This is a genomic window from Crocinitomix algicola, assembly GCF_001661595.2.
GTDB classification, from domain to species: domain Bacteria; phylum Bacteroidota; class Bacteroidia; order Flavobacteriales_D; family Crocinitomicaceae; genus Crocinitomix; species Crocinitomix algicola.
This window is the reverse complement of the sequence record NZ_LYPF02000018.1, coordinates 112,322-138,862: the sequence shown is the minus strand read 5'-3', so window position 1 is coordinate 138,862 and position 26,541 is coordinate 112,322. Positions and strand designations below refer to the sequence as shown.

General features: G+C 34.8%; 20 protein-coding genes. 7 read left to right on the top strand and 13 right to left on the bottom strand.

Features of this window, described 5'->3' with window-relative positions; all coding sequences use genetic code 11:
* Positions 1–33 precede the first annotated feature (33 nt).
* The 5 genes from A8143_RS12270 to A8143_RS12250 are packed head-to-tail and all read right to left on the bottom strand — an operon-like array spanning position 34 to position 6,323.
* Positions 34–771, bottom strand: a complete 738-nt coding sequence (locus A8143_RS12270; RefSeq protein WP_066759150.1) for a cytidylyltransferase domain-containing protein — start codon at positions 769–771, stop codon at positions 34–36.
* Positions 758–1,912, bottom strand: coding sequence for a UDP-4-amino-4,6-dideoxy-N-acetyl-beta-L-altrosamine transaminase (gene pseC / locus A8143_RS12265; protein ID WP_066759148.1), 1,155 nt, complete (start codon positions 1,910–1,912; stop codon positions 758–760). Before pseC ends, A8143_RS12270 begins: the two co-directional genes overlap by 14 nt.
* Positions 1,912–2,931, bottom strand: a complete 1,020-nt coding sequence (gene pseB / locus A8143_RS12260; RefSeq protein WP_066759144.1) for a UDP-N-acetylglucosamine 4,6-dehydratase (inverting) — start codon at positions 2,929–2,931, stop codon at positions 1,912–1,914. The genes pseC and pseB overlap by 1 nt, the downstream gene beginning before the upstream one ends.
* Positions 2,932–3,993: a Wzz/FepE/Etk N-terminal domain-containing protein gene (locus A8143_RS12255; protein WP_066759142.1), complete on the bottom strand. Its 1,062-nt coding sequence runs from the start codon at positions 3,991–3,993 to the stop codon at positions 2,932–2,934. It lies immediately after the preceding gene.
* Positions 3,993–6,323, bottom strand: coding sequence for an SLBB domain-containing protein (locus A8143_RS12250; protein WP_066759140.1), 2,331 nt, complete (start codon positions 6,321–6,323; stop codon positions 3,993–3,995). The genes A8143_RS12255 and A8143_RS12250 overlap by 1 nt, the downstream gene beginning before the upstream one ends.
* A gap of 366 nt (positions 6,324–6,689) precedes the next feature.
* On the opposite strand from A8143_RS12250, the gene A8143_RS12245 reads away from it, so the two are divergent.
* On the top strand, positions 6,690–7,328 hold the full coding sequence (locus A8143_RS12245) for an outer membrane beta-barrel protein (protein ID WP_066759138.1): 639 nt from the start codon (positions 6,690–6,692) through the stop codon (positions 7,326–7,328).
* A 373-nt stretch (positions 7,329–7,701) separates the two neighbouring features.
* On the opposite strand, the gene A8143_RS12240 is transcribed toward A8143_RS12245, so the two are convergent.
* Entirely contained in the window at positions 7,702–7,899 is a 198-nt protein-coding gene (locus A8143_RS12240; RefSeq protein WP_139134345.1) for a hypothetical protein, read from the bottom strand.
* A gap of 22 nt (positions 7,900–7,921) precedes the next feature.
* Positions 7,922–10,375, bottom strand: a complete 2,454-nt coding sequence (locus A8143_RS12235) for an aminotransferase class I/II-fold pyridoxal phosphate-dependent enzyme (protein WP_066759135.1) — start codon at positions 10,373–10,375, stop codon at positions 7,922–7,924.
* Between the two features lie 215 nt (positions 10,376–10,590).
* Here A8143_RS12235 and A8143_RS12230 point away from each other — a divergent pair, with 215 nt between their 5' ends.
* The 4 genes from A8143_RS12230 to A8143_RS12215 all read left to right on the top strand — a co-directional run bounded on the left by A8143_RS12230 (position 10,591) and on the right by A8143_RS12215 (position 13,456).
* Entirely contained in the window at positions 10,591–10,974 is a 384-nt protein-coding gene (locus tag A8143_RS12230; protein WP_066759134.1) for a SpoIIAA family protein, read from the top strand.
* 72 nt (positions 10,975–11,046) lie between these two features.
* Positions 11,047–12,207 carry a PAS domain-containing sensor histidine kinase gene (locus tag A8143_RS12225; protein ID WP_066759132.1) on the top strand — a complete coding sequence of 387 codons (1,161 nt, stop codon included), beginning with the start codon at positions 11,047–11,049 and terminating at the stop codon, positions 12,205–12,207.
* 3 nt (positions 12,208–12,210) lie between these two features.
* The gene (locus A8143_RS12220) at positions 12,211–12,879 is read left to right on the top strand and encodes a response regulator transcription factor (protein WP_066759131.1); all 669 of its coding nucleotides are present in this window, start codon (positions 12,211–12,213) and stop codon (positions 12,877–12,879) included.
* 142 nt (positions 12,880–13,021) lie between these two features.
* The gene (locus tag A8143_RS12215) at positions 13,022–13,456 is read left to right on the top strand and encodes a hypothetical protein (RefSeq protein ID WP_066759130.1); all 435 of its coding nucleotides are present in this window, start codon (positions 13,022–13,024) and stop codon (positions 13,454–13,456) included.
* Positions 13,457–13,461: 5 nt separating this feature from the next.
* On the opposite strand, the gene moaA is transcribed toward A8143_RS12215, so the two are convergent.
* From moaA to A8143_RS12200, 3 genes are read right to left on the bottom strand one after another with little or no spacing between them, the layout of a single operon-like run.
* The gene (moaA, locus tag A8143_RS12210) at positions 13,462–14,457 is read right to left on the bottom strand and encodes a GTP 3',8-cyclase MoaA (RefSeq protein ID WP_066759129.1); all 996 of its coding nucleotides are present in this window, start codon (positions 14,455–14,457) and stop codon (positions 13,462–13,464) included.
* 44 nt (positions 14,458–14,501) lie between these two features.
* On the bottom strand, positions 14,502–14,867 hold the full coding sequence (locus A8143_RS12205; protein ID WP_066759128.1) for a hypothetical protein: 366 nt from the start codon (positions 14,865–14,867) through the stop codon (positions 14,502–14,504).
* 1 nt (position 14,868) lies between these two features.
* On the bottom strand, positions 14,869–16,689 hold the full coding sequence (locus A8143_RS12200) for a T9SS type A sorting domain-containing protein (protein ID WP_066759126.1): 1,821 nt from the start codon (positions 16,687–16,689) through the stop codon (positions 14,869–14,871).
* A 152-nt stretch (positions 16,690–16,841) separates the two neighbouring features.
* Here A8143_RS12200 and A8143_RS12195 point away from each other — a divergent pair, with 152 nt between their 5' ends.
* Positions 16,842–17,615 carry a lysophospholipid acyltransferase family protein gene (locus tag A8143_RS12195; RefSeq protein ID WP_066759119.1) on the top strand — a complete coding sequence of 258 codons (774 nt, stop codon included), beginning with the start codon at positions 16,842–16,844 and terminating at the stop codon, positions 17,613–17,615.
* A gap of 13 nt (positions 17,616–17,628) precedes the next feature.
* Here A8143_RS12195 and A8143_RS12190 read toward each other — a convergent pair whose 3' ends face one another.
* The 3 genes from A8143_RS12190 to A8143_RS12180 form a co-directional block, all read right to left on the bottom strand.
* Complete coding sequence (locus A8143_RS12190; RefSeq protein WP_066759117.1) at positions 17,629–19,320, bottom strand: DUF4139 domain-containing protein; 1,692 nt, start codon at positions 19,318–19,320, stop codon at positions 17,629–17,631.
* Between the two features lie 101 nt (positions 19,321–19,421).
* A complete protein-coding gene (locus A8143_RS17135; protein WP_066759115.1) occupies positions 19,422–21,476 on the bottom strand; it encodes an SUMF1/EgtB/PvdO family nonheme iron enzyme in 2,055 nt (684 codons plus the stop codon).
* Between the two features lie 53 nt (positions 21,477–21,529).
* Positions 21,530–22,522: a PorP/SprF family type IX secretion system membrane protein gene (locus A8143_RS12180; protein ID WP_083261365.1), complete on the bottom strand. Its 993-nt coding sequence runs from the start codon at positions 22,520–22,522 to the stop codon at positions 21,530–21,532.
* A 161-nt stretch (positions 22,523–22,683) separates the two neighbouring features.
* On the opposite strand from A8143_RS12180, the gene porU reads away from it, so the two are divergent.
* Positions 22,684–26,523 carry a type IX secretion system sortase PorU gene (gene porU / locus A8143_RS12175; protein WP_083261364.1) on the top strand — a complete coding sequence of 1,280 codons (3,840 nt, stop codon included), beginning with the start codon at positions 22,684–22,686 and terminating at the stop codon, positions 26,521–26,523.
* Positions 26,524–26,541: the final 18 nt, after the last annotated feature.

Here is a 26,541-nt window from a genome sequence, read left to right as displayed (position 1 = left end):
TACGTTTTGGTTGTTGTAGACAATTAAAGTCTTTTATTCTTTTAATTTTTTTTGCTCGATATGCCTATTAATATTGGCTAAATCAGAATTTACATCCATAATTTGAATTATTTCCGAATAGCTTTTTTTATGAGCGTTAAATTCTTTAATTAATCGTTCGATAAGTTGAAAATCTTCCGTCGTATCAACTGTTATTCTATATTGATTCTTTTTTTCTTTATTCGCGATAAATTCATTAGAAATGTGGGCTTTATGTTCGTTGTAAAAATAAGGCGTTACATGCTCTTTTTGCCATGAGTATGTCGCGTTTTTAAAAGCTTCTTCTAATAGTTTAAAACTGAAAATCTCATAATCCAGTCCTCGAGGGTACGTTTCACTTAAGGAATTTGACAAATACAGGTCTGAATTTTTTCGAGATGTATACCTATCCACTCCCTCTTCAATTAATGCACCATCAATAAGTGGACAATCTGATGTTACACGTACGATTACATCCAAATCATATTCCTTTGCACATAAATAAAAACGCTCTAATACATTGGCTTCGTCTCCTCTAAAAAAATTTAGATTGTTTTGGAGACAAAATTCAACAATTGGATCATCTTCTCGGTTTGTAGTTGTTGCGACAAAAATTGGCAACCCCGATTTTTGCAGACGATTAATATGATACCAAAGCAAGGGTTTATTGTTTATTTTTTTCAATACCTTACCGGGCAAACGTGTACTGGTCATTCTTGCTTGCGATATAATTCCGACCTTAATTTTTGTCATAAAAATCGTTTATTTTTCTAATTACAAAATTCTGCTCCTCATCCGATAAAGTAGGGAACATGGGGAGACTTAAACAACGCGAATAATACTGTTCTGCATTCGTTAAGGACGCATTTTCATAACCAATCATTTTGTAGTATGGTAAGTTATGAACGGGGATGTAATGGATTTGGACAAAAATATTGTTTGATATTAAAAAATCGTAAAGTTCTTTTCTTTTGTCCGTTTCAATTACAAACAAGTGGTGGGCATTGTACAGGTTAGGGGGTAAGTGTTGAAATTTTATTTTGCCTTCAAATGCTTTCTTGTATTTTTCAGCAATGTTATTTCTTTTTTCGACTCCTTTTTTGTTTTTAGAAAGCTGTGTTATACCAAGGGCAGATTGAAAATCGGTTAGTCTATAATTAAATCCCAATTCTTGCATTTCATAAAACCATCCTCCATGGTTTTCACTCATGTTATTTTTAGTTATACCATGTGTTCGGAGCAATAAAATTTTTTGGTATATGTCTTTTGAATTTGTTGTAATCATTCCTCCTTCGCCACAAGCAATATGCTTTACGGGGTGAAACGAGAAAACAGCAACATCTGCGTAATTTCCGTTTCCACAAAATTGTTTTTGATTTGATGAATCAATAAAATATCCGCCCGGTGCGTGGCATGCATCTTCAATTATCCATAAATCATGTTCATTTGCAAGTGCTCTAAATTCTTCTAAATTCACAGGTAAACCAGCAAAATCAACAGGTATAATGCCTTTAAAAAAGCCTTTTGGTTTGCTTTCAATCAATTTTCTAACGTGTTTGATGGAGAGCAAATAGGTGTCCGGATCTATATCTGCAAACCAAACTTCACCACCAGCATATCGGACACAATTCGCAGAGGCAGCAAAAGTAATAGGAGTCGTTATAACGCGTTCTCCTTTTTTTAGGTTCATTGCTAATACGGAAAGATGCAAACCTGCAGTTGCATTACTCACTGCAACGGCATAGTTGGCACTTACATATTCTGCAAATTTTTCTTCAAACTCTTTTACCTTTGGTCCTTGAGTTAAAAAGTCAGATTTTAAAGTTTTAGTAATTGCATCAAGGTCATCCTGTTGAATATTTTGGCGGCCATATGGGATTTTAAAATCTGTCATTAAACTTGAAAATTTGGGTCTACATGTTCTTTGATTAAAGCTCGCAAACTATCTATGCTTTCCCACTGTTGATTCGTTCCTGAGTTGTATGCAAAACCTTCAGGTACTTTTTTCGCATTAAATTTATTGACAAAAGCTTCTAATTTCCAGTTTGGATGTTGCGGTAAAATTGTATAATATTCACCAATATCATAGGTGAAAAAAGAATCTGAAGGTGTAATCATTTCCTCATGTATTTTTTCACCTGGTCGAATTCCAATTATTGGTTTTTCGCATTCTGGTCCAATAGCTTCAGCTACATCCACTAGGTTGTATGATGGAATTTTAGGAATAAAAATTTCTCCTCCCCATGCGTTTTCAAGCGCGTTAAGTACCATGTTTACTCCTCCATCAAGTGTTATATTGAAACGTGTCATCGACTCTACAGTTATCGGTAAAATTCCATCGGTTTTTTTCTTTTTTAAGAAGAATGGAATTACGGATCCATTTGAGCCCATTACGTTTCCATAGCGTACAACTGAAAACTTTATATCGTGCCCACCTTTAATATTGTTGGCAGCAACAAATAGCTTATCGGAAGTTAGTTTAGTAGCACCATATAAATTAATAGGAGCACATGCTTTATCAGTTGACAAAGCGACAACATGTTTTACACCTGTCGTGATTGCAGCATGAATAACGTTTTCAGCACCCCCCACATTTGTTTTCACACATTCGCTTGGGTTGTATTCGGCGATGTGAACATGTTTCATTGCTGCTGCATGAATAACATAATCAATGCCTTCAAAAGCCCGTATCAATCTTTCTTGGTCTCTTACGTCACCGACAAAAAAACGAATTTGCGGAAATTCGTCTATAGGATATTCTTGCGCCATTAGAAACTGCTTCTGTTCATCGCGCGAAAAAATGACAAGTCTTTTAATATTTGGCCATTTTTCGAAAATCGTTTTAACTAAGGCTTTACCTAAAGATCCAGTTCCGCCTGTAATTAATATACTTTTATGTGTTAAGTCAATCATTTAATTTTTATCGTTTTGAGTAGTTGCTGCTTGTAGTTTTTTGAAAAAGCGATCAGCAAGTAAAATTAGTACGGTAAGCGTGATAGCTAAAACCATGCCTTTAATACTTGTTGATATTTTACTTCGTTTAATTTCTTGCAGAGGCAGTTTAGGTCGATCGATGATTTCTATCAAAGGGGTTTGGTCCATAAGACGAACCTTAGCTAGCTCAAGGTTTTTAATCAACTCCTTTAATACAGCACTTGACATTTCAATATCAATTTGTTTTTTTGTAGCAGGAACCCTTTCTATGGCAAATGCTGGGTTTAATCCGAAAACTTGATCGGATTCATTTGCTGTTTCGGCTAAGGCATTATTTAGGACTTCTCTAACGGAATCAACTTGCGTCTGTAGGATATCTACATTTGTTCTGGCTAATTTTGTTTTGGTGTCCAGGTAGTTAGTAGTTACTATTTCGACCAGTCGTTCAGTAAAATGCTGTGCAAATTTTTGGTTTTCTGATATGAACTGAATTTTTAAAATACTTCCTTCATCATTGGGCACAGAAACTGATAGAATTCCTTTTTCAAAAATATAATTGTACATTTCAGCGAGTATACTGTCTTCTTTAATGGTATAGGTTTGAGGCGAATTCAAATTTATATCTTCTAATTCGGGTAAATCACGCCATTCAATGAGTTCCGAAAATACATGGGCGTATGTCTCTTTTGTATCTGGCATTACAGAAGTTAATGCCTTTTCAATAACTGATCGAGATTGAAAATAGCTAATTAAATTTGTACTATTTTCATAGAGACCATTCTCAATTGAGAAGGATGAAATTCCAAAAGAGCTCGCAATTCCAGTCAGTCCGCCAAGACTAGAAGAAGAAGATTCTTCTATTACAAAAGTAAGTTCAGCTTTATACTTAATGGGACTCAAATAAGATATTGTAAGTCCGGTTAAACCTCCCAGTATAGAAATAATGGCGATGAGCAACTTTTTCTTCCATAAAAAATTGAATGCACTTTTGAGGTTTATAAAAATTTCAAGAAACGTTATTTCGTCTTTTTTCGTTTTCATTACGGTTTTAATAATGAGATAATGGCAACTGTTACTCCAGTTGCACTACTAAGTATAGCAGAAAGGGCAACCATTTCTTGCGTAGTTAATCCGTCAACTTTTTCGGCTTGTTCTGGTACAATGATTGTTGAACCAAAATCAGGTTTTGGATAAAATTTGAAAAATGCGAAACGTTTGGTTGTTTTAGCCATTCCATTTGAATAAATAACATACGTTTTCTTTTTATTCGCATTTTCCTTAAAACCTCCTGAGGCTTTAATGTAGTATTTAGCACTTTTATTTCCATTTATAGGTATTTCAGTTTCCATTTCTACGGCTCCTGTTACTACAGTCGTTTCAACTAGTTTTTCAACTCTAATTTCATCTCCCTCTTGGATTAAAATATTTGCTTTACTGTCCGGGTTTTTTTTAATAGCCTCATAATTAATAGGAATAACAACAACGCTATTATCCTCTAATGACGTTGAATTAATATCGAGTTGTCGAATGATTTTAATTCCTTTAGGATTAGCCCTGTTTGTTAGTCCCCCTGAACGATCAATTACACTTCCAACTCTTTCATTTTCAGATTTTATAGCGTAAGTGCCAGGGTATTGTACTTCTCCAGCAAGAGAAATTTCTTCTGCTTCCGAATAATTGAATTGTTTTCTAACTGAAATTACATCATTTGGTTGTAGTTGGTAGTTGCTCGACGTTGAGTTTAACGAAAGGTCGATTTCAACCTGGATAATTTTAGTCTCATTACTTTCATTACTTGATGTTCTGGCAATTTCAACTTTAGTAGATGCTGATGTCTTTAATCCGCCACCCAATATGATTAAGTCGTACAAGCTCATATTATTGGCAAATTGAAAAATACCAGGATTCATCACTTCACCTGATAAAACAACGGATTGACTTTCTTTTAAATCGGTAATGGAGGAAACAATGAGTTCATCATCTTTTAATAGTGGTATGTTATCTTCTGAGGAAGGGTCTTCTTGGATTTTTAGTAAATTTACTCCAATAATTTCAGGTTGCAGTTTTTCATCGCGTCGTACTATTAAGGCCCGATCTGTAAAAGCATCCGCTGTGGTTCCATCTGCTTTTTGTAATAAATCTAATACGCGCATTCCATCAGTTAATTCGTACTCAGCAGGACGGAAAACAGCACCTGAAACGATGACCCTATTCTCATACGTTTCTCGGATTTTATCGACTTGTAATTTGTCACCTGACTTAAATTCTAATGCATCAAATTTGTCCTGTGTAACCGTTGTGATTTTATACTCTGATTCTGTGGTCGTTGTTAGTTTTATATTTTTTGTGTAGGCGCCTTCATTAAATCCACTGCAATATGTCATTAAGTCATCAAAGGTTTCTCCATCTATTAATTCAAATAGTCCTGGGCGCTTTACCTCTCCTATTACCTCTACACGCTTTTGATAGGTTGGAACACGAATTATATCGTTGTTTTGTAACGATACATTCCCTGTTAAATCACCTGCAGTCAAGAAATCATATAAATCTATTGTCTTATAAATCGTATTATTTCGAATGAGCTGAATCTCTCTGTATGTTCCATTTTTATTGGGTCCGCCTGCAACATGTAAAGCATTAAAAACTGTTGAAAGTGAAGAAAGTGCGTAATTCCCTGGTTGTATTACACCAATCATTGTAACTTGTATCGTTTTGAAATCTGTAATCGTAACAGATATTTGCGAATTACCAGTCTGAATTGTTTTGTAAATTTTACTTGCCTTATCCTTAATTAATTGAGAAGCTGCACCCAATTGTAGACCACCAATAGCCACAGCTCCAATATTTTTTAGGAAAATCGTGCCGTTCTGGTTAATTCTTACGGTTTGAGAAAATTGTTGAACACCAAAAATTACAACTTCTAATTGATCACCTGTGCCAAGTTGATATGCTTCTGGCGAAGAAAGAACTTGATTAGGTTCAAAACTTAGGGCTTTATTCGCAAAAATTTCTGACCCATAAATCCATCCATCTTTTTTTTCAAAATCGCTTTCTTCAGAGTAAGGAATGTGTTTATAGTCTAAGGCTTTTGATTCCATGTCAATGATATCTTCCTCTTGCGGGTCTATTAATGCTAATCGCTCCTCTAGTAGCTTAAACTGCTCTTGCGACATTCCTTTTTCAATTACAATAGGACGGGCATCTGCCAATGTCATGTTTCTAGCATTTAGTTCCTTATGGATGGCATATAGTTCCTTGTCTGTAAGTAAGCTAACATCGAAGTTAGATAGGTCTTCATATCCTATAATGTCTTGGCTAAAACAATAATTGCAAATAAAAATAAAAGAAAAAAGGGTTAAAAGTTTTTTCATGTCGAATGTGATATTATATAAAATTTACATGCGATTTGAACTGAAACGCTCTAAAGTCAAATAAATTTGCACAAAGATAAGTATTCCATAGTATTTAGTTTCTATGATTATTCTTAAATAACGTTATTCGTTTATTTTTAAGTATCATAATTGAATGAATTTAAAAAGTAAGCTTATACGCAACTCCTTATAGTTACTGGGTTTTTTGTAAGTCGTTGATTAAAAACTGCTTTTCATAAAAATAAGCCGATTATTTTTTTGTTAAAAAATGAAATAAATTTTGATTTCTTCATTGTTTTATGTGTTTTGTTTTACTAGATTTGCGTCGAATATTAACCTAGATTAAAGCACAAACAATTTTTAGAAATGAAGAAAATTACAATTATGGCTATGCTGTCATTTATGATATTTGGCGCATCAGCTCAAACAGAAAAAGGTCTGTTTTTTGACGCGAATGCGGGAGTTAGATTAGGAGGAGAAACTTCTTCTAAAAGTACAGTTGATCCTGGATTCCATTTGCATGGCGGAGTAGGGTATATGTTCAATAATTTTATTGGGGTTCAAGGAAAGCTTGGATTTAACACAGTTAAAGCCGTTAATGTAATCGAAAGCGGTGTTGATGATAGATCCTACTTACTAAACATCACGGCAGAAGCGGTTTTAGGAGTTTCAGAATTAGCAGGTTTTGGTACCGAAAAATTTGACCTATTTGTTCACGCTGGTGGTGGAATAAGTACTATTGGAAATCCAGGATATAAAAGAAGGTATGAAGAGACTAGAGAGTGGAATGATAAATTGTTCAAAGGGAATGATGATTCCTTTAATGCCATATTTGGAATAACTCCCAAATACCATCTCGATGAAAATATTTCGTTTTCTTTGGATATAGCATATTTCATGATGTTCAATCAGACATATTCTTTAGACCGTGAAATTGGAAATACATTAGTTTCTGGATCGAAAGGTATGACAAATATTTCCTTAGGAATTACATATAAATTGTAATAAGTCTGGAGATATTTCCTAATTTATTTTATGACCCACCTTGGTTTTCCAAGGTGGGTTTTTTATGGTTTTAAGTTATGTTCTTCTTTTGATAAATAAAGTGTTTGAATTTAATTCAGAAAATTAATTTTGATAGCCGCCAATACAGGCTGTTCATTTTAGTTCCGTTTTAAAAAACTACAAATTCATTTTTCCCAAGCGTTTGCTACGCTCCACGTTGGCTCAAAAAGTTTTGTCCAGTTTTTTAATGCCGTAAGCTGTCATTGCCATCCTTGGCGGGAGTTCATTAAACCTATAGGTTTGTTGGTATTATTGTACGACAAATCAACCATCCAACAATAGTCGAATGGTTGATTAAATGAAAAAATGGCTTTTAATTCAAGAACTGAAGTTGTTTCGCTGGAGGATACAACTCAAGTACATTAGAACTGAGCACAGGTTCAACTCTAACTGTTTTCATTTGAACACAGTCATAGGTCGACTCTACGTAGAAACCATAAATCTCGTAAAGCGAAATAAGATAGTTGTTCTGACTAACTTTAGTTGTCAGAAAGCAACCATCTTTCTCCATTAATTTTAATTTCGACTTTACATTAAATAGGCAAAATTCTTCTTTTGTTAATACCATAATTGTCTGTCTTTTTTTCATCTTTACCTGAAATTGTGCCTAGCAATTCCATGTTAAAATTGTCTTTGGCTTGCATATAAGCGCATGAACCATGCACTGAAGCACCAAATTTTTTCTTTTCGACGATTGCAGAAAACCCAAGTGGGAGAAATTTTGAATTTAAAGCTTTTCCTCGTTTAATGACCTGATACATGCATTGGCGATAGACATTGAATTCATAATTTTTCTCATAGTCTATCCCAACAATCAGGCCATTGTAAATGTCCTTTGTCATATACGCGAATACTACCCCAACTGGTTTTTTATTTGGATCATTTTTCAATGAAAGCTCAATAAATTCCCAGTTTTTGGATGGTATCATTGCCTCAAAAAATGCGTAAGGCAATTGAAATGTATTTAAATCTAGGCTGTTCTTTTTTACGTTTAAATACAAGTCGTAATACGATTGCAGTTGGCTGTTGGTTGGATTTTTAACGATCTCTACATTGAACTCTCCTTCAAACCTTCTAATGTTTTCACGGAAATGACGTTTTGATCGTGTAGAAAGTGCAAGATAAAAATCTTCTTCCGAATTCCAATCCATTTTCTCAATTATTCCCGAATCAGGCATTGAAGTTTTGAAAAATCCATTGTCAACCATAAAGGCATCTAATTCATCGTCGTTGTCTTTTAAGTCTCTGATGATGATGTTCTCAGCGTTATATTCTTGTTGAACTTTTTCTAGCTCATTCATGAATATGAGTAATGCTTTTTTCCAGTTTTTGTTTGATCGATTAAGATAGAGATGGTCGCCTTCTGAAATTGGAGAGCCTACTGTTAAGGTCTTTGTTGTTAAATAATAAGGGTCATCTTGTCTTTTTTGTTCAACCTCGTTGGAAATATAGTGAGGCATCAACATGTCATCTTTAAGCAGTGCTAATGTTGTAAAAGTTGCTAGGACAATCTTACCGTTTTCATCACGCACAAGAAAGTAATCAAATGTCCAATTATTTTCTTTTGCTTGATGGCCTTTAAATGATTGTTCTAATATTGAAAGATATTCTGAATCAAAAGCACCTCTTTCAGCCATTATTGAATCCCACTCGTTACTATCAATTTTTTCAATTGAATTGAGGCGTTCAAGTTTTAAATTTGATTTTTGGCTGTTTTCTTGCGTGTGATTTGTTTTTTGTTCAATTTTAAAAGCTTTGTAAATTTGCTCTAAAGAATACGACTCTTCTTCAACCGCAATATGAAAGTGGTGAGCCATCGCTGCTACCATTGCTTCGATTTGCTCAAAAGTATGTAGTCGCGTAATGGTAAATCGTACGCCAGTATTTTTAATCGGAACTGCTGGGAAAATACCTAAGTTCAAATAAAAACCTTCTCCCATTAATCGCTCGATTAAATTGTAACCGATTTTCGGTAATCCAACCGCGATAAAGAATATTGGAGATGATTTTTCCGATAAATTTGGTAAACCATACTTCTTTAACAATAGAGTGGTATACTTGATGTTTTCTTGAAGGTCTTCTTGTAGTTCTTTTATCTCTCCTGATAAGTGGATGTCTGCGCATGCATTTGCAGCACCTAAAGCGCTTGGTTGCATTGGTCCTGATGTGATGAGTGTACCACCGCAGTTTCTTACTTTTTGAGCCATTTCTTTATTCGGAAATATCAAAGCTCCTCCACCCGTTGCAAAGGCTTTTGCAAATGATGTAGCAACAACCATTCGCTCATGAATTTTTCGGTCGGCTAACACGAAACCTCTGCCATTTTCTCCAAAACAACTCATGGCATGGGCGTCATCAACATAAAAATTGAATGAAGGATATTTGTCTAAAAGTGAATATATTTCATCAATTGGTGTCGTGTCACCATACATCGAATAGATTCCATCTGCCATGTACCAAATATTTTCATACTGACCTTTTAACTCTAAAATTCTTTTTTCAAGTAAGTCCATTCTGTTATGTCGAATCAGTTCAACAGGAATCTTTTTAGCTTTTAATTGTTGTGCTGCAGATTGAATTGAACTATGAACTTGATGGTCGAGTATCACGACATCATTAGGTCCAACAAGCACTGGGAGCGCTGCTTGGTGACCTAAAGTAGTTGTGGCAGTTACTATCGTGGGGCTACCGAAAATTCGGGTAAGTTTATCTTCTAAATCAACATAAAACTTGGGCGAAACATATGCACGTGAAGACGAAAATTGGGTACCATAATCATCGATGGCATTTTTAGCTCCGTTTCGTAATTTTTCATTAAATTCGAGTCCCAAATAACTACATGACCCAAAATTAACTAAAGGTTTGTCGTTGATGGTAATAATGTTTTGTTGAAGTTTTGTATCTTCGGTTGCTAAATGGATTACACCACGGTCTTTTGCGTGGTTAATAATTTGGTCTACTGTTTCAATAATAGATTTTTTACTCATTTGAAATTGTGTTTAGTTTGTAATTCATTGTAAAATTCATCTATATCACGTTTATCTACAACAGATTAAAAACGGACAGTTTTAGTTTTTTTACCATTTATTTTAAGAGCAAAAACGTAAGTCTTTAAGCGCAAGTTTTTGTTTGTTTGTCGAAAAATTGTACTTTAAAAGCTACTGTTTACGGCAAAAATTTGTACTTTAGTTAAAAAAGCTCCATGGAAGATTTTTCATTCGAATCGAAACACTATAAATTCAAATACGAGGATGGGATTCTTTTTGGTACATACTTGGATGGACCAATAACGTTAGAGCTTGCAAAAGAGATTGTTGACAAGCGATTAGAATTGATGAAAGGGGAGGAGACTTTAATATTAGTAGATGTTATTGGAACAAAAGGAGTTGATCGCGATGCAAGGAGTTTTTTGTCGTCCAAAAAAGGTTCTGAAGGATTAAAAGCTGGAGCAATCGTTACAGACTCTGCTTTTACACGGCATTTAGCGAATTTCTTCCTTAAAATTCCTTTTAACCAAGGACCTATGCCAGGAAGATTATTTTCGAATTATGAAGACGCCATCAAATGGTTAAGACAATTTGAATAGTTTAAAAAAAATCAAGATTTATTAGTAATATTTTGTTACTTTGTACAAAGTAGACCCATAACTTAAAGTTTCATGCGAAAATCACAAATTGACGAAATAAGTGATCTTTTACTATCATACTCTGCAGGGGATTATCACGTTAAAGGTGAGATTTCTGAAAATGTAGATGAAATAGATATGATTATCTCAGGTATAAATATGCTTGGGGAAGAGTTGTTGTCTACCAATGTTTCTAAAGAATATTTCTCGAGTATTTTTAATACAGTTACCGATATGGTGGTGATTGCCGATGAAAATGGAGTTTTAAATGATGTTAATCAATCCATAATTAATCACTCGGGCTACGAACGTGAAGATCTTTTAGAAGCTCATTTATCCTTGCTTTTAAGTAAAGAAAATCAAGGTTTTTTTAAGCGAATTCAACACGAATTGAAAAATGAAAAAAATCATTTTACGGTAGAATCTGAGATAATAACAAAAGAAGGCATTGTCATCTATGGATTATTTACATGCGCAAAAATTTTTGATAGATTCGGAAAATTTAATGGTTATCTAATTTCAGTAAAAGATATTACAGAGCAGAAAGAACATGAGAAATTAATTCTAAAAACAATTCTATCAACTCAAAGTGCAGAACAAAGTAGAGTGGCTGATGACTTGCATGATTCTCTCGGACAAGAATTATCCATGGCGCAATTAATGATTTCTAACTTTAAAAGATTTAAGGTTGATGACCCAGAATTCATGAATTTAATAGAACTTTGTGATGACATTATGGGAAATGCGATTAAACGATTGAGGGAAATTTGTTTTGACCTAATGCCAAATGTTTTGGTTAAAGGTGGTGTCAAGTTAGCTGTAGAGACATTAGTTGGTAAATTAAAAAAATCAGATAATATTAATGTTGATTTTGTAAGTACCGAAAATTTCCCTAGATTATTCTCTGAATTAGAGATTGTTATGTATCGCATTATTCAAGAATTTATCAATAATATGATTAAACATTCTACCGCAAAGAACTTGGAAATTAGACTGGTTGAAACGACAGATATGATTGAGGTTTTCATGAAGGAAAACGGTCAAGGTTTTGATATGGCAAAATTGGTAAATGTAGGAGAGAATAGAGGGATTAGTAATATAGGCACTAAGGTAAAAGCGTTTAATGGCCAACATGAATTAAAAAGTGAAATTGGTGTGGGAACTTCGTTACAAGTAAAATTCCCCAAAATTTAATATATGGAAAAGATAAAAATTTTAATTGCTGATGACCATAAGCTTGTAAGAACGGGTATTCGGTATACGTTGACATCTGGAGAAAATGCAAATTTTATTGAGCGCATTGATGAGGTTGTAAATGGCAAAGAAGCTGTAGAACGAGCAAAGATTTTTACTTATGACATAATTCTTATGGATATCAATATGCCCGAAATGGATGGAATTAAAGCCACAGCTCAATTGGTAAAAGATAATCCAGAGATACGCGTAATCGCACTTTCAATGCACAGTGACGACTATGAAATTCGTTCAATGATAAAGGCTGGAGCTAAAGGCTACTTGCTAAAAAATACGGGTTCCGAAGTTCTAGCGAACGCAATCAAAACAGTAATGGGTGGCGGTAAGTATTATAGTAACGAAGTGGCATTAAAACTTATGGAACCATATGATGGTGATTTGTCGGAAAGTAAGAACTCATCTGCAATTGACAAGCGAAAGGTGTCTTTAACCAGACGTGAATTAGAAGTACTTCGATTAATTGCTAATGAATATACAAATGAAGAAATTGCAAAAAAGTTTGAATTGAGCAAACGTACCATCGATTCGCATCGTCAAAATATCCTCTCTAAACTTCAGGTTAAAAATACTGCCGGTTTAATTAAATATGCAATTCGTTTAGGTTTGGTATAGCTTATTACCTAAACTTAAGCATTTTTACCTATTAAATTGTGCTACGTCACCGTTTTTCTACTGTTTTATAAATGACCAAAAAGGTTCATCTTTGTTCCGTGAATCAAAATGCTAAAAGCAAAAAGTAAAACGATTTAGGAAAGTGAATAAAGCGATTATTGTTATAGAGAACGGTTGGGGAGAAAAGAAGTCTTCAATTATTAGAACAGTCAGTCAAATATTGATTGGATTGAGTGATGAAGCAATAAGGGATATAGGGGCAATTGACTTAATGGATAGTAATAGCACAATCATAGAATTAAACGCTTTAAAAATTGGAATTGCAATTGAAGATAAAAAAGAAGAACGCCTAATTAATTCGATTCGAAACCTAGATCATAGCGCTTGTGATTTTATTTTATGTTCAGCAATGCGAACAGAAAAGGTGTTTAGTGCCATACAAGAGTTTGGACAGAAATCAGGTTATAATGTTACCAGATTTAAAAGCTCATGGTCGGATAAATTAGAGGTAAATTACTTAACCGAAATTCAAATAGATCGTATTGTTAATGAGCTTAAACGATTGCAGTTAACTTAACCAACTTAACCTCCAATTGTAGTCATTGAGCGATTGTTATTGTAAATAGAAGCATCGTCATCATTTCTAAATGTTTTAATTCCAGCTTTTTTTTCATGTTTGGACTGAATTGAAGATTTGATTAATGGCACAATATCTTCACCATTCCGAAAAGCAGTTAGTAGATCGGTTTCGTCCGAAGAAAACAGGCAGTTTTTAATTTTTCCGTCTGCTGTCAAACGAATTCGATTGCAGCCATCACAAAAAGGGTTGGTTAATGTACTAATGATACCAAAATCTCCCTTAAAACCATTTATTTTATAGTTCTTAGAAGTACTATTTTTCTTTGTGTTTTGCTGTGAATACTGCTGCGCGTAATATTTATCGACCTGGTCTATAATTTCAGAATGTCTTACGGTTTTAGTCCAATCCCACTCATTTCCATTAAAAGGCATAAATTCGATAAAGCGAATTTTTAAGGGGGCTGATTTAGAAAGTCGAATAAAGTCAATTATTTCGTTATCATTAACGTTTTTCATAAGTACAACGTTGATTTTAACATCAAAACCTTCACGTACAGCAGTATTTATGTTTTTCCATATTCGTTTAAAATTCTTTCGTCTCGATATTGCGTTAAACTTTTCTTCATTAAGGGAATCTAAACTAATGTTCAGCTTTTTTAGACCTGCTTTTCGCATTGCGGGAAAATATTTGTCCAATAACACGCCATTTGTGGTTATTGCCAGTTCTACAGGCAATTGACCAAGTTGGAACAAAATTTCAGCAAAATCTTTTTTTATCAACGGTTCACCACCTGTTAATCGAATTTTTCTCACCCCTAAATCGACAAAAGTTTTTGCCAAGTGAATTAACTCTTCTTGAGTCATGAATTCAGATTTGTCACGTAACCGAATGCCTTCTTCTGGCATACAATATGTACAACGTAAATTGCAACGTTCAATTAAAGATATGCGCAGATAATCGTGTTGACGACCAAAATTGTCAATTAGTGTATTTGCCATTTAAAATTTTAAAAAAAACCATCCCGAAAGATGGCTTAATAAAACTATTTCTGTTCAATCTCCTCAATAACAATCGGTATTGCATTTCCACAACTCGACTGTCTTCTTGACATTGAATAATAGAATCTAATTTTTTTACCATCAATTTTGTGTTCTTCTGGTATATGTAATGGCACCAACTGCTGTTTTTGGTTGTCCAAAACGACTTCAATTAAGAATTCGCATTCTGGTTTAGTTTCGGTTTGTTGTACAATTACGCCGTCTACCCAAATAATTCCTTTGTGTTCCGTGTGGTCTGAAATGCTCTCTTGTTGAGATGAATTTTCAGTGGCTTGTTTCTCATATTGCTCCTCTTTTCTTGTGGCACAAGCGAGTAATGACATGCTAAGAATAATTATAACGTACTTCATATTAATTCCCCAAATAAATTTTCTTGTTAAGATTAGTGTTTTCTCCAATTAACCTTACAATGAATATACCAGAAAGATTGTTTGGTAGATGTACTAACCTATCTGTAGTTGATGATTTAATTTGTTTATTAATAATTTCCTTTCCATCTATATTCAATACTGATACAACTATATCTTCATCTTTTAAATTCGACCAATCCAATTGTAGTTGATTAGGATAAGGTTGAAATGCATTGAATATAGCTGGTTTCTCTTCCTCCGTTCCTAAGAAATACCAAGTAGATAAAGCCAGTATTCTTGTTTTTCGAGATCCTCCAGCACCAAGATATTCTCCAGTATACCAAAATGTCATGTCGTCTGAAGGATCCATTGTCATTTGAGAATAATCACCAAATCGACCTCCGCCAGTTTGAGCTCCTTCTCCTTCAACTGCAATCTGTTCAGGAACGGTCATTTCGTTCAACGGATCATCTGCAAATCGACCTGTATATCTTATTCCTGCGTAATCATCCGAACCGGTGAAAGAATAAGCCATAGCAATGTTTCCATGAGCATCCATAGCTAAATTACCCAACCATCTACTATTGCCGTCTGAAGGAGCATAAGTTCCTTGTTGATGTATGTTCCAAACTCCATCGTTGTTGTCGCGTAATTCATACCATCGCATACCTGCTCTGCTTCCCCCCACATTAACATTATGACAAAGCATGATTGTATTATAGCCATCAAATCTTCTATATTGAGCACGATACATAAATATTCCAGGAATTGCATCCAAGCGCTGTGATGTACCTTTTTGAGTAATGTTTTCTGTCCAACCACCTCCGAAAACAGAATTAAAAGAGGCTGTATTTAATTCTTGATGAATTGAAACTGTTGAAGTACCAGGGCTATCCCAATTAATATCAGCTTTAAGAATTTTGATATGGTCAGTAGATACACCAGGATAACTATTGTCTTGCACAGCAAAGAAATAACCTGGTTCATCAGAGTCAGGTTCTACATATCCTTCAGCATAAGCAGGGGCAAGGCTGTTAAATTGCAAATACAAAGAAGGGAATGTCATTTTGATTACTCCCGCGGTAGGGTCTCCAACTAACATTTTCTCTCTTTCAAAAGCGCAACAGTCTGCTGAAGATGAATTTCCTGACATGAAGTAGGCGTTAGACCAAACTGCATACTTTGGATAATCAGGGAAAAGCGCAAAATCATAATCGTATGTATAATATTCACCTAACGGATCAGATGTAACCGATATTGCAATTAAAAGTCCATATTCCTCCGAAACATCGTTAAAATAGAATTGACTTATGAACCATCGTTCAGCAAATCGGTCGTACATTACAATAGGGTCGCCATTTCCTGATCGGTCCCATAAAGTGTTTAGGGGATACGGTGGAGTTTCAGGGTCACCATCTTTGGTGAAAACTCGGAAAGTACTATTCACGGCTTGCACATAATAATTTGCACCTGCGGCTCCAGTAGGGTCAGGTGGAAAGGCGCCAAATTGTCCATCAATGTTTAAACTCCAGCGATATCCGCGATCGCTTCTGTTGCCTTGTTCGGTTTGAATGGCATCATCTTCCTTATAGACAGAATGATCAAGAAGCGTAGTGTCTCCATAACGAAATGTTTTTATTGGCTTTGGTGCATCTGAAAGATGGATAATACTATCGTTTACGGGTTGAATTGTTCTTAATAGGTCACGTAATGGTGGTGTTTTATAAAAACTTCGTGGTTGGTCAAAACTTACCTCTGGTGTTTGCCCAAGTGAATTTAATGCCGTAAAGCATATAGTAATAATAAGTAGCGTTTTTTTCATGGTAAAATTTATGAACGCACAAGATACGAATTATTGAATGAATAATAAAAAATCTTATTTCGTTAATCTTGTTATGTTATTTAAACTAAATATGTGTTCTATCCAAGTAATACTTTTTAGATTGATTATCTTTGTAAAGGTTTAAATCAGGTATGGGATTATTTAAAAAAAATGTTTTTGGTCAATCAATTTTTCTCAAAAGAGTAATTATTAGATTGTTTGGAACAATTGTTTATTTTAGATTCAATTGGGTTCATAAACCTCGAGTGAGAGGAGCGGAGATATTTAGAGATCTACCGAATGAAAATGTCCTAATTGTATCCAATCATCAAACCTATTTCGCAGATGTTTCATTTTTCCTTCACGCTATATATTCATCGCTAGGTGGTAGGCCCAACAATATAAAATATCCGGGTTTTTTGTTCTGTAAAAAACATAACATTTATTATGTCGCTGCAGAAGAGACAATGAAATCAGGGTTTTTACCCAAAATGTTGGCTTATTCAGGTGCTGTTACGGTAAATCGGTCATGGAGAGCAAATGGTAAAAATGTAAGAAGAAAAGTTGATAGATCTGAAACTCAAAAAATTGATACGGCTATTAAAACTGGTTGGACAATAACCTTCCCGCAAGGAACAACAACGCCTTATACAAAGGGGCGTATTGGAACAGCAATATTAGTCAAGAAGCATCAACCTATCGTTGTCCCTGTAGTAATAGACGGTTTTAGGAGGGCGTTTGATAAAAAAGGACTAAAGAATAAAAAACGTGGTTCGGTATTAAGTATGACTGTAAAACCACCTATGAATATTAATTACGATGATAAGGTCGAAGATATCTTGGATCAGATCATGGATGCAATAGAACAATCACCATCATATAATTGGCATGATGAAAATTTAAAAAGCCAGTCTAACCAAAATTAGACTGACTTCTTTTTTAATTCAGCGCTAAATTTATAGGTTGCGCTTTTGGATAGGTTACTTTAAAGATTAGTTCATAGTTGTTTTTACTTCCCGGCTTTATTTTTTCATTCCAAGTAATCGTTCCATTTATTTCATTCAATTTTCCTTTTGAACCTTCAAGTAATTCAACCATGATTATTTCATTTCTAGTGATTGGAATTTGATCCTCTAAAATATATGTCATTGTTTGCTTACTGTGATTCTTAACCTCAATGTTGTAGGTATAGGTTTTTTCTACCTTATCGCCAACTATTCTTTCTTTTGTTGCATTTTTAAGTAATTTACGTTCTACTTGCAGTTGGGTAGCTCTTCCAAGACTTAGATCTAATGTGTCACTTAAGGTGGTTGGGTTTAGATAAGTATTTCCTAGATAAGTGCCATCATGAAAAATGGTTGCAGTTCCAGGGATGAGGTTTAATTCATCCAAGTTTGTGACTTGTGCGATTAGATAAACGCTTTTATCGAGTTTGGGTGCGGTATAATGGGTGTATTCTGATTTTAGCGTTGCTTGTTTTACAAGGACCATGTTTTTCTGGTTGTCAGATTTAATAGTGTAGGGGAGATCAATCTTATATTCAACAGCAATTGATTGATCAATCATTGTCATAAATTGATTTGCGTGTATGGCGCTTGTTTCTTCATAATCAAATGATAATTCATCATCTGTAATTTCCTCTTGATTAAAAGCTTCTGTTTTTTTGGCCTCTCGTTGATATTGAGGTTGCGGAATTGAATTATACGAGTTATTTTGAATTGCCAGATACCATGGTTTTAGGGTGGGTTTTGTTTTATTTGTATAAGGATTATTCGTTGAAACTGATAAAGAAGTATTTTCCCAATTGATGCCTGTGTTTTGATAAACTTGAGCCTTATATGTAAGTTCGATGGTTTCTTGATTTCCGTTACTTCTTATGTCATATAAAGGTGTCCAACCAGCTCCATTAACAAGGTATGATACTTTTAAGGTTCCTGAAACGTACTCTTTAGCTGAAACGGTAATTATAATTTCGTCTATTGGCGCATACGATTGAGGCGAAACGGGTTTATTTTGAAGACTATAATTTTCTAATTCGTTGAGCCGTTCTTTCATTAAGGCGTTTAGTTTGTTGAATTTCATTTCTTTACGACTGAGATTCAGTATAGAGGCATTAATCTTGTTCATTTGGTTATGGTAAAAGGTTAGGGCATCTTTTAAAAGTGGTATTGAATCATTTACCTTGCCAACTCCCTTTATTGTACCGTTATTTTCAATGATTCTTTTCTCATTTTGCAATACACTAATTTCATTTTTAAGGGTGTTCAATTCAAAACTTAATTCAAATAAAGAGTCTTTTAACGTATTGATTTGTCGCTTTACTTTTAGAGGTACTTCAAGGTTTTGATTGGATGTCGCTTCTGGCTCAGGGTAAAACCTGTTGTGTTTAGAGTCTAAAATGACGATGTTACCGCTGGCCTTTATTTGTAAAGTTTGAGGGTTTATTTGACTGCTGATTCCAGTAATATGAAGTTCAGTTATTCCTTTTCGCACAGTATAGGTTCCGGTTCGATTGATTTGGGCACCTTGTTGATAAACTACTACGTTATTAATTTTTGATTTAATGGTGTAATCTTCATTTGAGAAGCCTTGAAATAGTGCTAGGCTAAATATAAATAATAATGTTTTCATCGTTCGTTTTTTGATATTGTACAAACGAAGTTTCATTAGGTTCAAAAAAAAAGCTGACTCAATTATGAATCAGCTTTGTAAAATATATTTTTTAGATTAATCTATCTAGATCTTCCTAATCCTCTTGGACTACCCATACGATCCATCGCACATCTGAATCCAATAGTGGCAGACGATTGTTCTTGATCTAAGAATCTACGGTGAGAACCTACAATCCAGTAAGCCCTATCTTTCCAAGAACCTCCTTTATAGACACGTGAGTTGTCCGAAATTAAAGTTGTTGGCCAACTTGTACGATCGTTTGGTTTAATTGTTCTACCATTTAGATCATACTCTTCGTGTTCATTCTGATACATCACCAATGATTGATCTCGAACACCTTGATTTATATCGTTCTTACGTTTGTCGTCACCATAATAAATTGAAGATTCGAAATCTCCATCGCGTTCATCTCTATAATCTGAATTACGATAATTTAAACGGCCAACATTTTCCTCAGCAACAACTTCTCTCCATTTTAAACGACCTGGTGTGTTTACAATATATTCGGAAATACCTTCTCGTAAAATTGGAATTATTTCTAATGGGTATTCATTTTGCATTTCATCCATTCGAATAAAACGTTGATCAACACCATCGAATAAACCGTCGAAAATATTAGTTTGAATAATTTCTGACGCTTCCATGTAAAATTCGTTGTCAGCAGCTCGAATGGCATCATCTACAACTCTGTTTAATTCATCAAGTAATAATAATTCCAATGAGTCTTTAGCTTTATTACGAGATAAGTAAACTTGTTCAGGTGGATTATTATAGTAGTCAATATCATTTCTAGATTTCACACCTTGTGACATTCCAGGGAACATTAAATCTGCTGTGTCAGTTGGTTCTGGAATATGCTCTTGAGCTGAAATACGCTGAAAACGTTTACTTTCAAATTCATGCAAGTATTCTTTAATACCGTGTGGGTCATAAATAACCTGAATTGTTTTTTCGTCAATCACTCCGTCATTTCCTAGAACTTTTGTTTTGAAAACATTACCTCTAAAAGGTCTGAATTCTTCAAAATCTTCATGTGAAAGAGGTCTGTACACATCCAACACCCATTCTGAAACGTTTCCGGCCATATGATAAAGACCATAGTCATTTGGCCAATATGAATCTACTGGAGCAGTAACATCAGCAGCGTCATTAAGGTTTCCAGCAACTCCCATGTAATCACCTCTACCTCTCACAAAGTTTGCTCGGATATCTCCTTGAAATTCTTTATCGTCTTGACGAACCCAGTGACCTGTCCAAGGGTACGTTCTTCTGTTTTCAATCACACCACCATCTTCAGGGTTAGTCATCGAACCAATTAATCCGTAATAAGCAAATTCCCATTCAGCTTCAGTCGGTAGTCGGTATCTCGGAAGTAAAATTCCATCCTCCATACGAACAATTCGTTGTCCTAAATCTTTTTTCTTACCACTCCATCCTTGGTTTGGATTTAAGTCTCTTAAAAATTGTGTTCCTTCTGGTTCATATTGTCCAGCCAAATAAGCGTCTGTGGTAAATGGCTCACCTGCTTGATCTGGATTCATTTGTAAAATACCTTCGCGAATTAAGATATATTCATTTACACGATCCGTTCTCCATTTACAAAAATCATTTGCTTGCGCCCAACTCACTCCTACAACTGGGTAATTTTGGTATGAAGGGTGTCTCAAGTAATACTCCACATACGGTTCGTTGTACGATAAAGGTGAACGCCAACACAATGTGTCAGGAAGTGCGTTTTGGTAAATCATTGGATACTCTTCGTATGTTCTGCCTACCCAATATAAATATTCTAACCAGTTAAAGTTTGTTACCTCAAATTGGTCAATGTAGAAGGAAGAAACTGTTACTCTTCGAGGAATGTTATTCCACTCATAAGTAACGTCTTGTTCTGCACGACCCATAGTAAAGGTACCTCCTTCAACAAGAATGAGACCTGGACCTGTTTCTTGGTCAAAATAAGGTACTTTTTGGAATCCACCGTTCTCCGGTCTGTTGTATTCCCAGCCTGTTGTATTAGATCTTTCTCGCTGACAAGCAACGATTGAAATTCCAGCCAACAACACTACTAAAAACTTAATCCCTTTCATCTTATATGGTTTATTTCGCGTTTTCATTTTTTATTTCCTTTCTGCTATAACAATTCCCAATTCATTGGTTACACTTTTCCTTAAAAAGAAGGACAAGATATTGTTCTAAACTTTTTAGGTTTTTCTTTACAATTAAAATTGAATCCCATGGATAATTCATGTGATCCACCTGAAGCATTCGTCAAAGGTGAGATAGTGATATCGTAACTATAACCAAATCTAAATGTTCCAGCATCTACTCCAACAGACAATATAAAAGCGTCTCTTGCTCTCCACCATGCTCCTGCCGTAAATATACCATACTTAATGTAGGTTCCAAAGTTTAATTGCATAAACCCATCTTGATAAGTATAAATAACGTTTGGTGAAATTGAGGTTACATTTTGATATTGAGAACCTTTTCCAAATTCAATATTCGCTCCAACATGTCCAGTAAATCGCATAGGGAGTCTACTTTCACCGTCAGGATTCAAAATTAAACTTTCCTCTGGCGTGTTCAAGTGCTTTGCTGCAAAACCGAAATAAAAATTTTCTGAATATCCTACAAACCCTGCTGATAAATCAAAAAAACCTTTTGTTCCCCAGCTACTGCCATCATTCCAGAAGTTACCTCTTGGTAAATCCCCCGTTTGGTATATGAATCCTCGTCTTGGATCAATTTGATCACCAAAAGTTAATTTACTCCAATCTAAAAACTTTTGATTCCATCCTGCTTGTGCACCAAACAACATTGTAAACTTTCTGCTTACTTGTAGGTGGTAAGAATAGGCCAAGTTAATGGTCGTCCAGTTTAAAGTATTTTTACCTGCCATGTCATTTGTTACCATTAGGGCTACACCGCCTTGCAATACGTTCACAAATTGATCGTATGAAATACTATTGGTAACAAATGCGCCTGAAATAGAAGGCCATTGGTTTCGGTAATTTAAGTTTAAACGCGGACATCCATGCGTTCCTGCCATGGCAGGATTTAAATAAATAGGGTTCGCATAAAACTGGGTGAATTCAGGGTCTTGCGCGAATGATGTTACATTCATACAGAGAACCAATAACCCAATAAAAAATTTTTTCATCTCAAGTATGGCTTTTGTTATCCATAAATTTCATCAACTTTGCATAGGGAATACGACTTTGTTTTTAGAAAGGTTACGAAAGTCAAATTCTTTAACAAGGTTTGCAATAATAATTATTTTAGTTCGTTTTTAAAACAAATTTGGCATCACATTTTATAATTATGAAGGAAGTAATCTACAATAAATCATTGTTTTTAGTGCTAAGTATCTTAATGTCAAGCTTTTTTATCGGTGCTCAAACTAAAGAGTTTGTGTTTTCAACTTCATGGGATGCTCAGTCAAGTACTTGCGCTCCATGTGATTATAATTCAATTACAGCCGAAGTTTTTACAACAATTACTAAAAATATAGGCTTGCGTGGTGATAATGAATTCACATATGAAGTAGAAGATGTTATTTATCAAACAATTGATTTGCCGGCTCGTTACGACAAGTCTTTGTTGCCTAAAGAGTTGGATTTGGAAGTTAATTTTGGGAAGAGTAGAGGAGAGAATTTTCTTTCAGTGCGATACCAACCCTTAGTTCAAAGGAATGGTGGCGTTGAACTAATTAAAGAATTGTCAATTAAGGTTAATGCTTCTACTGTTAATGGTGGAGATTCAAGAGAAGTTGAATTTGCAAGTTCTTCCGTATTGGCTTCTGGGGACTGGTATAAAATTGGAATTCCTTCAGATGGTTTGTATAAATTAACATACATTAACTTAAGTTCGCTTGGAATTCCTGTTGAATCTATTAATCCGAAAAGTATAAATATTTATGGGAATCATCAAACTGAATTGTCCCATAATAACGCGGCTTATAGACCAGATGATTTGCTAAAAAATGCCATTTTGATTTCGGGTGAGGCTGACCTGTCATTTGATGCAAGTGACTATGTATTGTTTTATGCTAAAGGACCTGATAATGTCTTTGCGAATACTTTTGATTTTAATGCTCGAAAGAATAAAATAGATTCATTGACCTATTATTTTATTCACATTGACCCTTCAGATTCGCCCAAGAGAATTTCTTCAGTATCACAATCACCCAATCCGGAAACAAAAAATGTAACCACTTATAACGGCTATTCTTTACACGAAAAGAATGAGGAAAATCTATTGCATTCTGGTGATGCATGGTTCGGAGAAAATTTAGAAGGTTCTGAACTTACGACTTCTTTTAGTTTGAATGTTGAGAATAGAGTGACAAGTGAGCCTGTGTTTTTGGAGGCAGAAATTTATTCATCGATGTTGTCTGGAACGGGTGGGGCAACAATTAAAGTAAATGGAGGGGTTGTTGATGATATTGAAATTTTAGCCAATGGTGCTTCGACAATAGCGAAAAGGAATGCTACGGCTTCAACGTTTACTTCAGCAAGTTCAAGTTTTAATGTAGAAGTTGAATTTTATCGAACATCTCCTTCTGGTGAAGCATGGGTGAATTATCTTCTTTTTAACTATAGAAGACATCTTAGGATGGGTAGCGATGCGTTGATTATAAGGGATATGCAGTCTGTAGGGTTAGGGGAGGTAGCAAAGTATAGCATTTCAAATGCCAATTCCAATACACGAGTTTGGGAAATTACCGACCCAGCTAATATTTCCCTAGTAAATGGTTCGCTTAGCGGATCAAACTACGAATTTAAGATGAACGCTGATTCGTTAAGGGCCTTTCTAGCGTATAATTCCAGCCAAGGAAAAACTCCTATTTTGTCAGGAAAGTACTTAGGCAAGATTCCAAATCAAAATTTACATGCATTACCACAAGTAGATTATTTAATTATTACGCATGAAAGTTTAAGAGCACAGGCTGATCGTTTAGCTGATATTCATCGAAATTTTGGCACTACGGTACATGTTGTAGATATCCAAAAAGTCTACAATGAGTTCAGTGGTGGAGTTTCTGATCCAGTTGCTGTGAGATGGATGGCGAAGATGTTTTACGACAGGTCTGATTTAGATCCTGAAAATTCAATAAAATATTTATGTTTATTTGGTGATGGTTCTTATGACCCATTAAATCGTCTAGATGATAATAATTATTTATTACCAACATATAATAGTGTAGAAGACGGAAATCAATTCTATTCAAGTGCATTTACATCCGATGATTTCTTTGGTATTTTAGATGATAATGAAAGTATGTCGTCTTCTGATTTAATCGATATAGGAGTTGGTCGTATACCGGTTTCAGATGTCAATAGTGCAGAGCAAGTTGTCGATAAAATAGATCATTACATGAACTATGGTTCTATGTTATATTCTAATGCTGATGGGGTTCAATGCGGTGACGATGGTTATGCTTCAACATTTGGTGATTGGAGAAATCGACTGGTGTTAATGGCGGATGACGAAGATTCTGGTCAATTTATTTTAGATTGTGAGTCGATGAGTGATACAACTGAAAAATATTTTCCTGAAATGAATATTGTAAAGGTGTATTTGGATGCTTATAAACAAATTGTTACTTCAGGAGGTGGACGATACCCCGATGTAGAAGAAGCAATTAATCAAAATATGAACAAAGGTGCACTTGTTTTTAATTATGTTGGACATGGTGGTGAAACAGGTTTGGCTCATGAGCGTGTGGTAACCATTCCAATGATCCAAAATTGGGCCAATGTTAATAACATGACAGTCTTCATTTCTGCTACTTGTGAATTTAGTCGGTTTGATGACCCAGCTCGAGTATCAGCTGGTGAATTTACTTTAACAACACCTTATGGAGGTGCCGTTGGATTATTGACAACTACGCGTTTGGTGAATATTGGGACGAATACAACGATGGTTAGAAATATGTACACCCAATTGTTTAAGGAAGAAGATGGAAAGGCGCTAACATTAGGTGAAATTATCAGACGAACAAAGAATTTGACGGCTGGCGATCAGAATATGAGAAATTTTACGCTTTTAGGTGATCCGGCTATGGAGTTAGGTAAACCAAAACCACGAATTGTAACCGATAGTATTAATGGAGTCAGCATCACAATGGAAACAGATTCCATTAAGGCGCTTTCAAAAATTACAGTGAAAGGTCACCTTGAAAATGAAATGGGTGAGTTGTTAAATAGTTATAACGGGTATGTAACACCTACCGTTTATGATAAATGGAAAACACGCTATTCTTTAGGGCAAGATCCTGAGTCTCCGGTTTTACCATTTGAAACTCAAAACAATATAATTTATAAAGGAAAATCCACGGTTACCAACGGTGAGTTTGAGTTTACTTTTGTTGTACCAAAGGACATTGATTATGCTTACGGCAAAGGAAAAATAAGCTATTACGGGAATACTGAAAATGAGAATAATTACGGATATGATACATCTATAGTTGTAGGAGGTGTCAATCCAGATGGTCTTGATGATGAAATTGGTCCGGAGATTGAATTGTATATGAACGATGAGCACTTTGTGAATGGTGGGATGACCAATAAAAATCCACTTTTTATAGCTCATATTTCTGATGAAAATGGTGTCAATACAACGGGCAATGGAATTGGTCATGATATTACTTTGATATTGGACGGGAACACGTCAGATCCAATTGTGCTGAACAATTTTTATGAAGCCGATTTGGATACCTATCAAAGTGGTAAAGTTAATTATCAACTGTCTGAACTAGAGGAAGGTTCACATACAATTACTTTTAAAGTGTGGGACGTAAACAATAACTCATCAGAATCTACTTTGGAATTTGTGGTACATAATGAAGAGGAAATAGGGATTTCACATTTGTTAAATTATCCAAACCCATTTACAACCAATACCGATTTTTACTTCGAACATAACCAAGTTTGTAATTCTTTGGATGTAAAGGTTGAAATTTTTACAGTTTCAGGAAAATTAGTCAAAACAATTCTTCAAACTGTTCATTCGCAAGGTTTCAGAAGTGACGGTATTAATTGGGATGGAAGAGATGATTTTGGAGATCGTTTAGGTCGTGGAGTTTACGTTTATCGTTTATCTATTGAAACAGAGGAGGGTAAAAAGGCTGAAAAAATTGAGAAGTTAGTTTTGCTCTAGACGGCAATTGAACGATTT

What these genes read in the sequence shown, in the direction of transcription:
- porU (WP_083261364.1), top strand. Translation starts at nt 22,684, where the DNA reads ATGAAGGAAGTAATCTACAATAAATCATTGTTTTTAGTGCTAAGTATC.
- moaA (WP_066759129.1), bottom strand. Translation starts at nt 14,457, where the DNA reads ATGGCAAATACACTAATTGACAATTTTGGTCGTCAACACGATTATCTG.
- A8143_RS12220 (WP_066759131.1), top strand. Translation starts at nt 12,211, where the DNA reads ATGGAAAAGATAAAAATTTTAATTGCTGATGACCATAAGCTTGTAAGA.
- A8143_RS12180 (WP_083261365.1), bottom strand. Translation starts at nt 22,522, where the DNA reads ATGAAAAAATTTTTTATTGGGTTATTGGTTCTCTGTATGAATGTAACA.
- A8143_RS12255 (WP_066759142.1), bottom strand. Translation starts at nt 3,993, where the DNA reads ATGAAAACGAAAAAAGACGAAATAACGTTTCTTGAAATTTTTATAAAC.
- A8143_RS12195 (WP_066759119.1), top strand. Translation starts at nt 16,842, where the DNA reads ATGGGATTATTTAAAAAAAATGTTTTTGGTCAATCAATTTTTCTCAAA.
- A8143_RS12200 (WP_066759126.1), bottom strand. Translation starts at nt 16,689, where the DNA reads ATGAAAAAAACGCTACTTATTATTACTATATGCTTTACGGCATTAAAT.
- pseB (WP_066759144.1), bottom strand. Translation starts at nt 2,931, where the DNA reads ATGATTGACTTAACACATAAAAGTATATTAATTACAGGCGGAACTGGA.
- pseC (WP_066759148.1), bottom strand. Translation starts at nt 1,912, where the DNA reads ATGACAGATTTTAAAATCCCATATGGCCGCCAAAATATTCAACAGGAT.
- A8143_RS12245 (WP_066759138.1), top strand. Translation starts at nt 6,690, where the DNA reads ATGAAGAAAATTACAATTATGGCTATGCTGTCATTTATGATATTTGGC.
- A8143_RS12190 (WP_066759117.1), bottom strand. Translation starts at nt 19,320, where the DNA reads ATGAAAACATTATTATTTATATTTAGCCTAGCACTATTTCAAGGCTTC.
- A8143_RS12235 (WP_066759135.1), bottom strand. Translation starts at nt 10,375, where the DNA reads ATGAGTAAAAAATCTATTATTGAAACAGTAGACCAAATTATTAACCAC.
- A8143_RS12225 (WP_066759132.1), top strand. Translation starts at nt 11,047, where the DNA reads ATGCGAAAATCACAAATTGACGAAATAAGTGATCTTTTACTATCATAC.
- A8143_RS17135 (WP_066759115.1), bottom strand. Translation starts at nt 21,476, where the DNA reads ATGAAAACGCGAAATAAACCATATAAGATGAAAGGGATTAAGTTTTTA.
- A8143_RS12205 (WP_066759128.1), bottom strand. Translation starts at nt 14,867, where the DNA reads ATGAAGTACGTTATAATTATTCTTAGCATGTCATTACTCGCTTGTGCC.
- A8143_RS12250 (WP_066759140.1), bottom strand. Translation starts at nt 6,323, where the DNA reads ATGAAAAAACTTTTAACCCTTTTTTCTTTTATTTTTATTTGCAATTAT.
- A8143_RS12230 (WP_066759134.1), top strand. Translation starts at nt 10,591, where the DNA reads ATGGAAGATTTTTCATTCGAATCGAAACACTATAAATTCAAATACGAG.
- A8143_RS12240 (WP_139134345.1), bottom strand. Translation starts at nt 7,899, where the DNA reads ATGGAGAAAGATGGTTGCTTTCTGACAACTAAAGTTAGTCAGAACAAC.
- A8143_RS12270 (WP_066759150.1), bottom strand. Translation starts at nt 771, where the DNA reads ATGACAAAAATTAAGGTCGGAATTATATCGCAAGCAAGAATGACCAGT.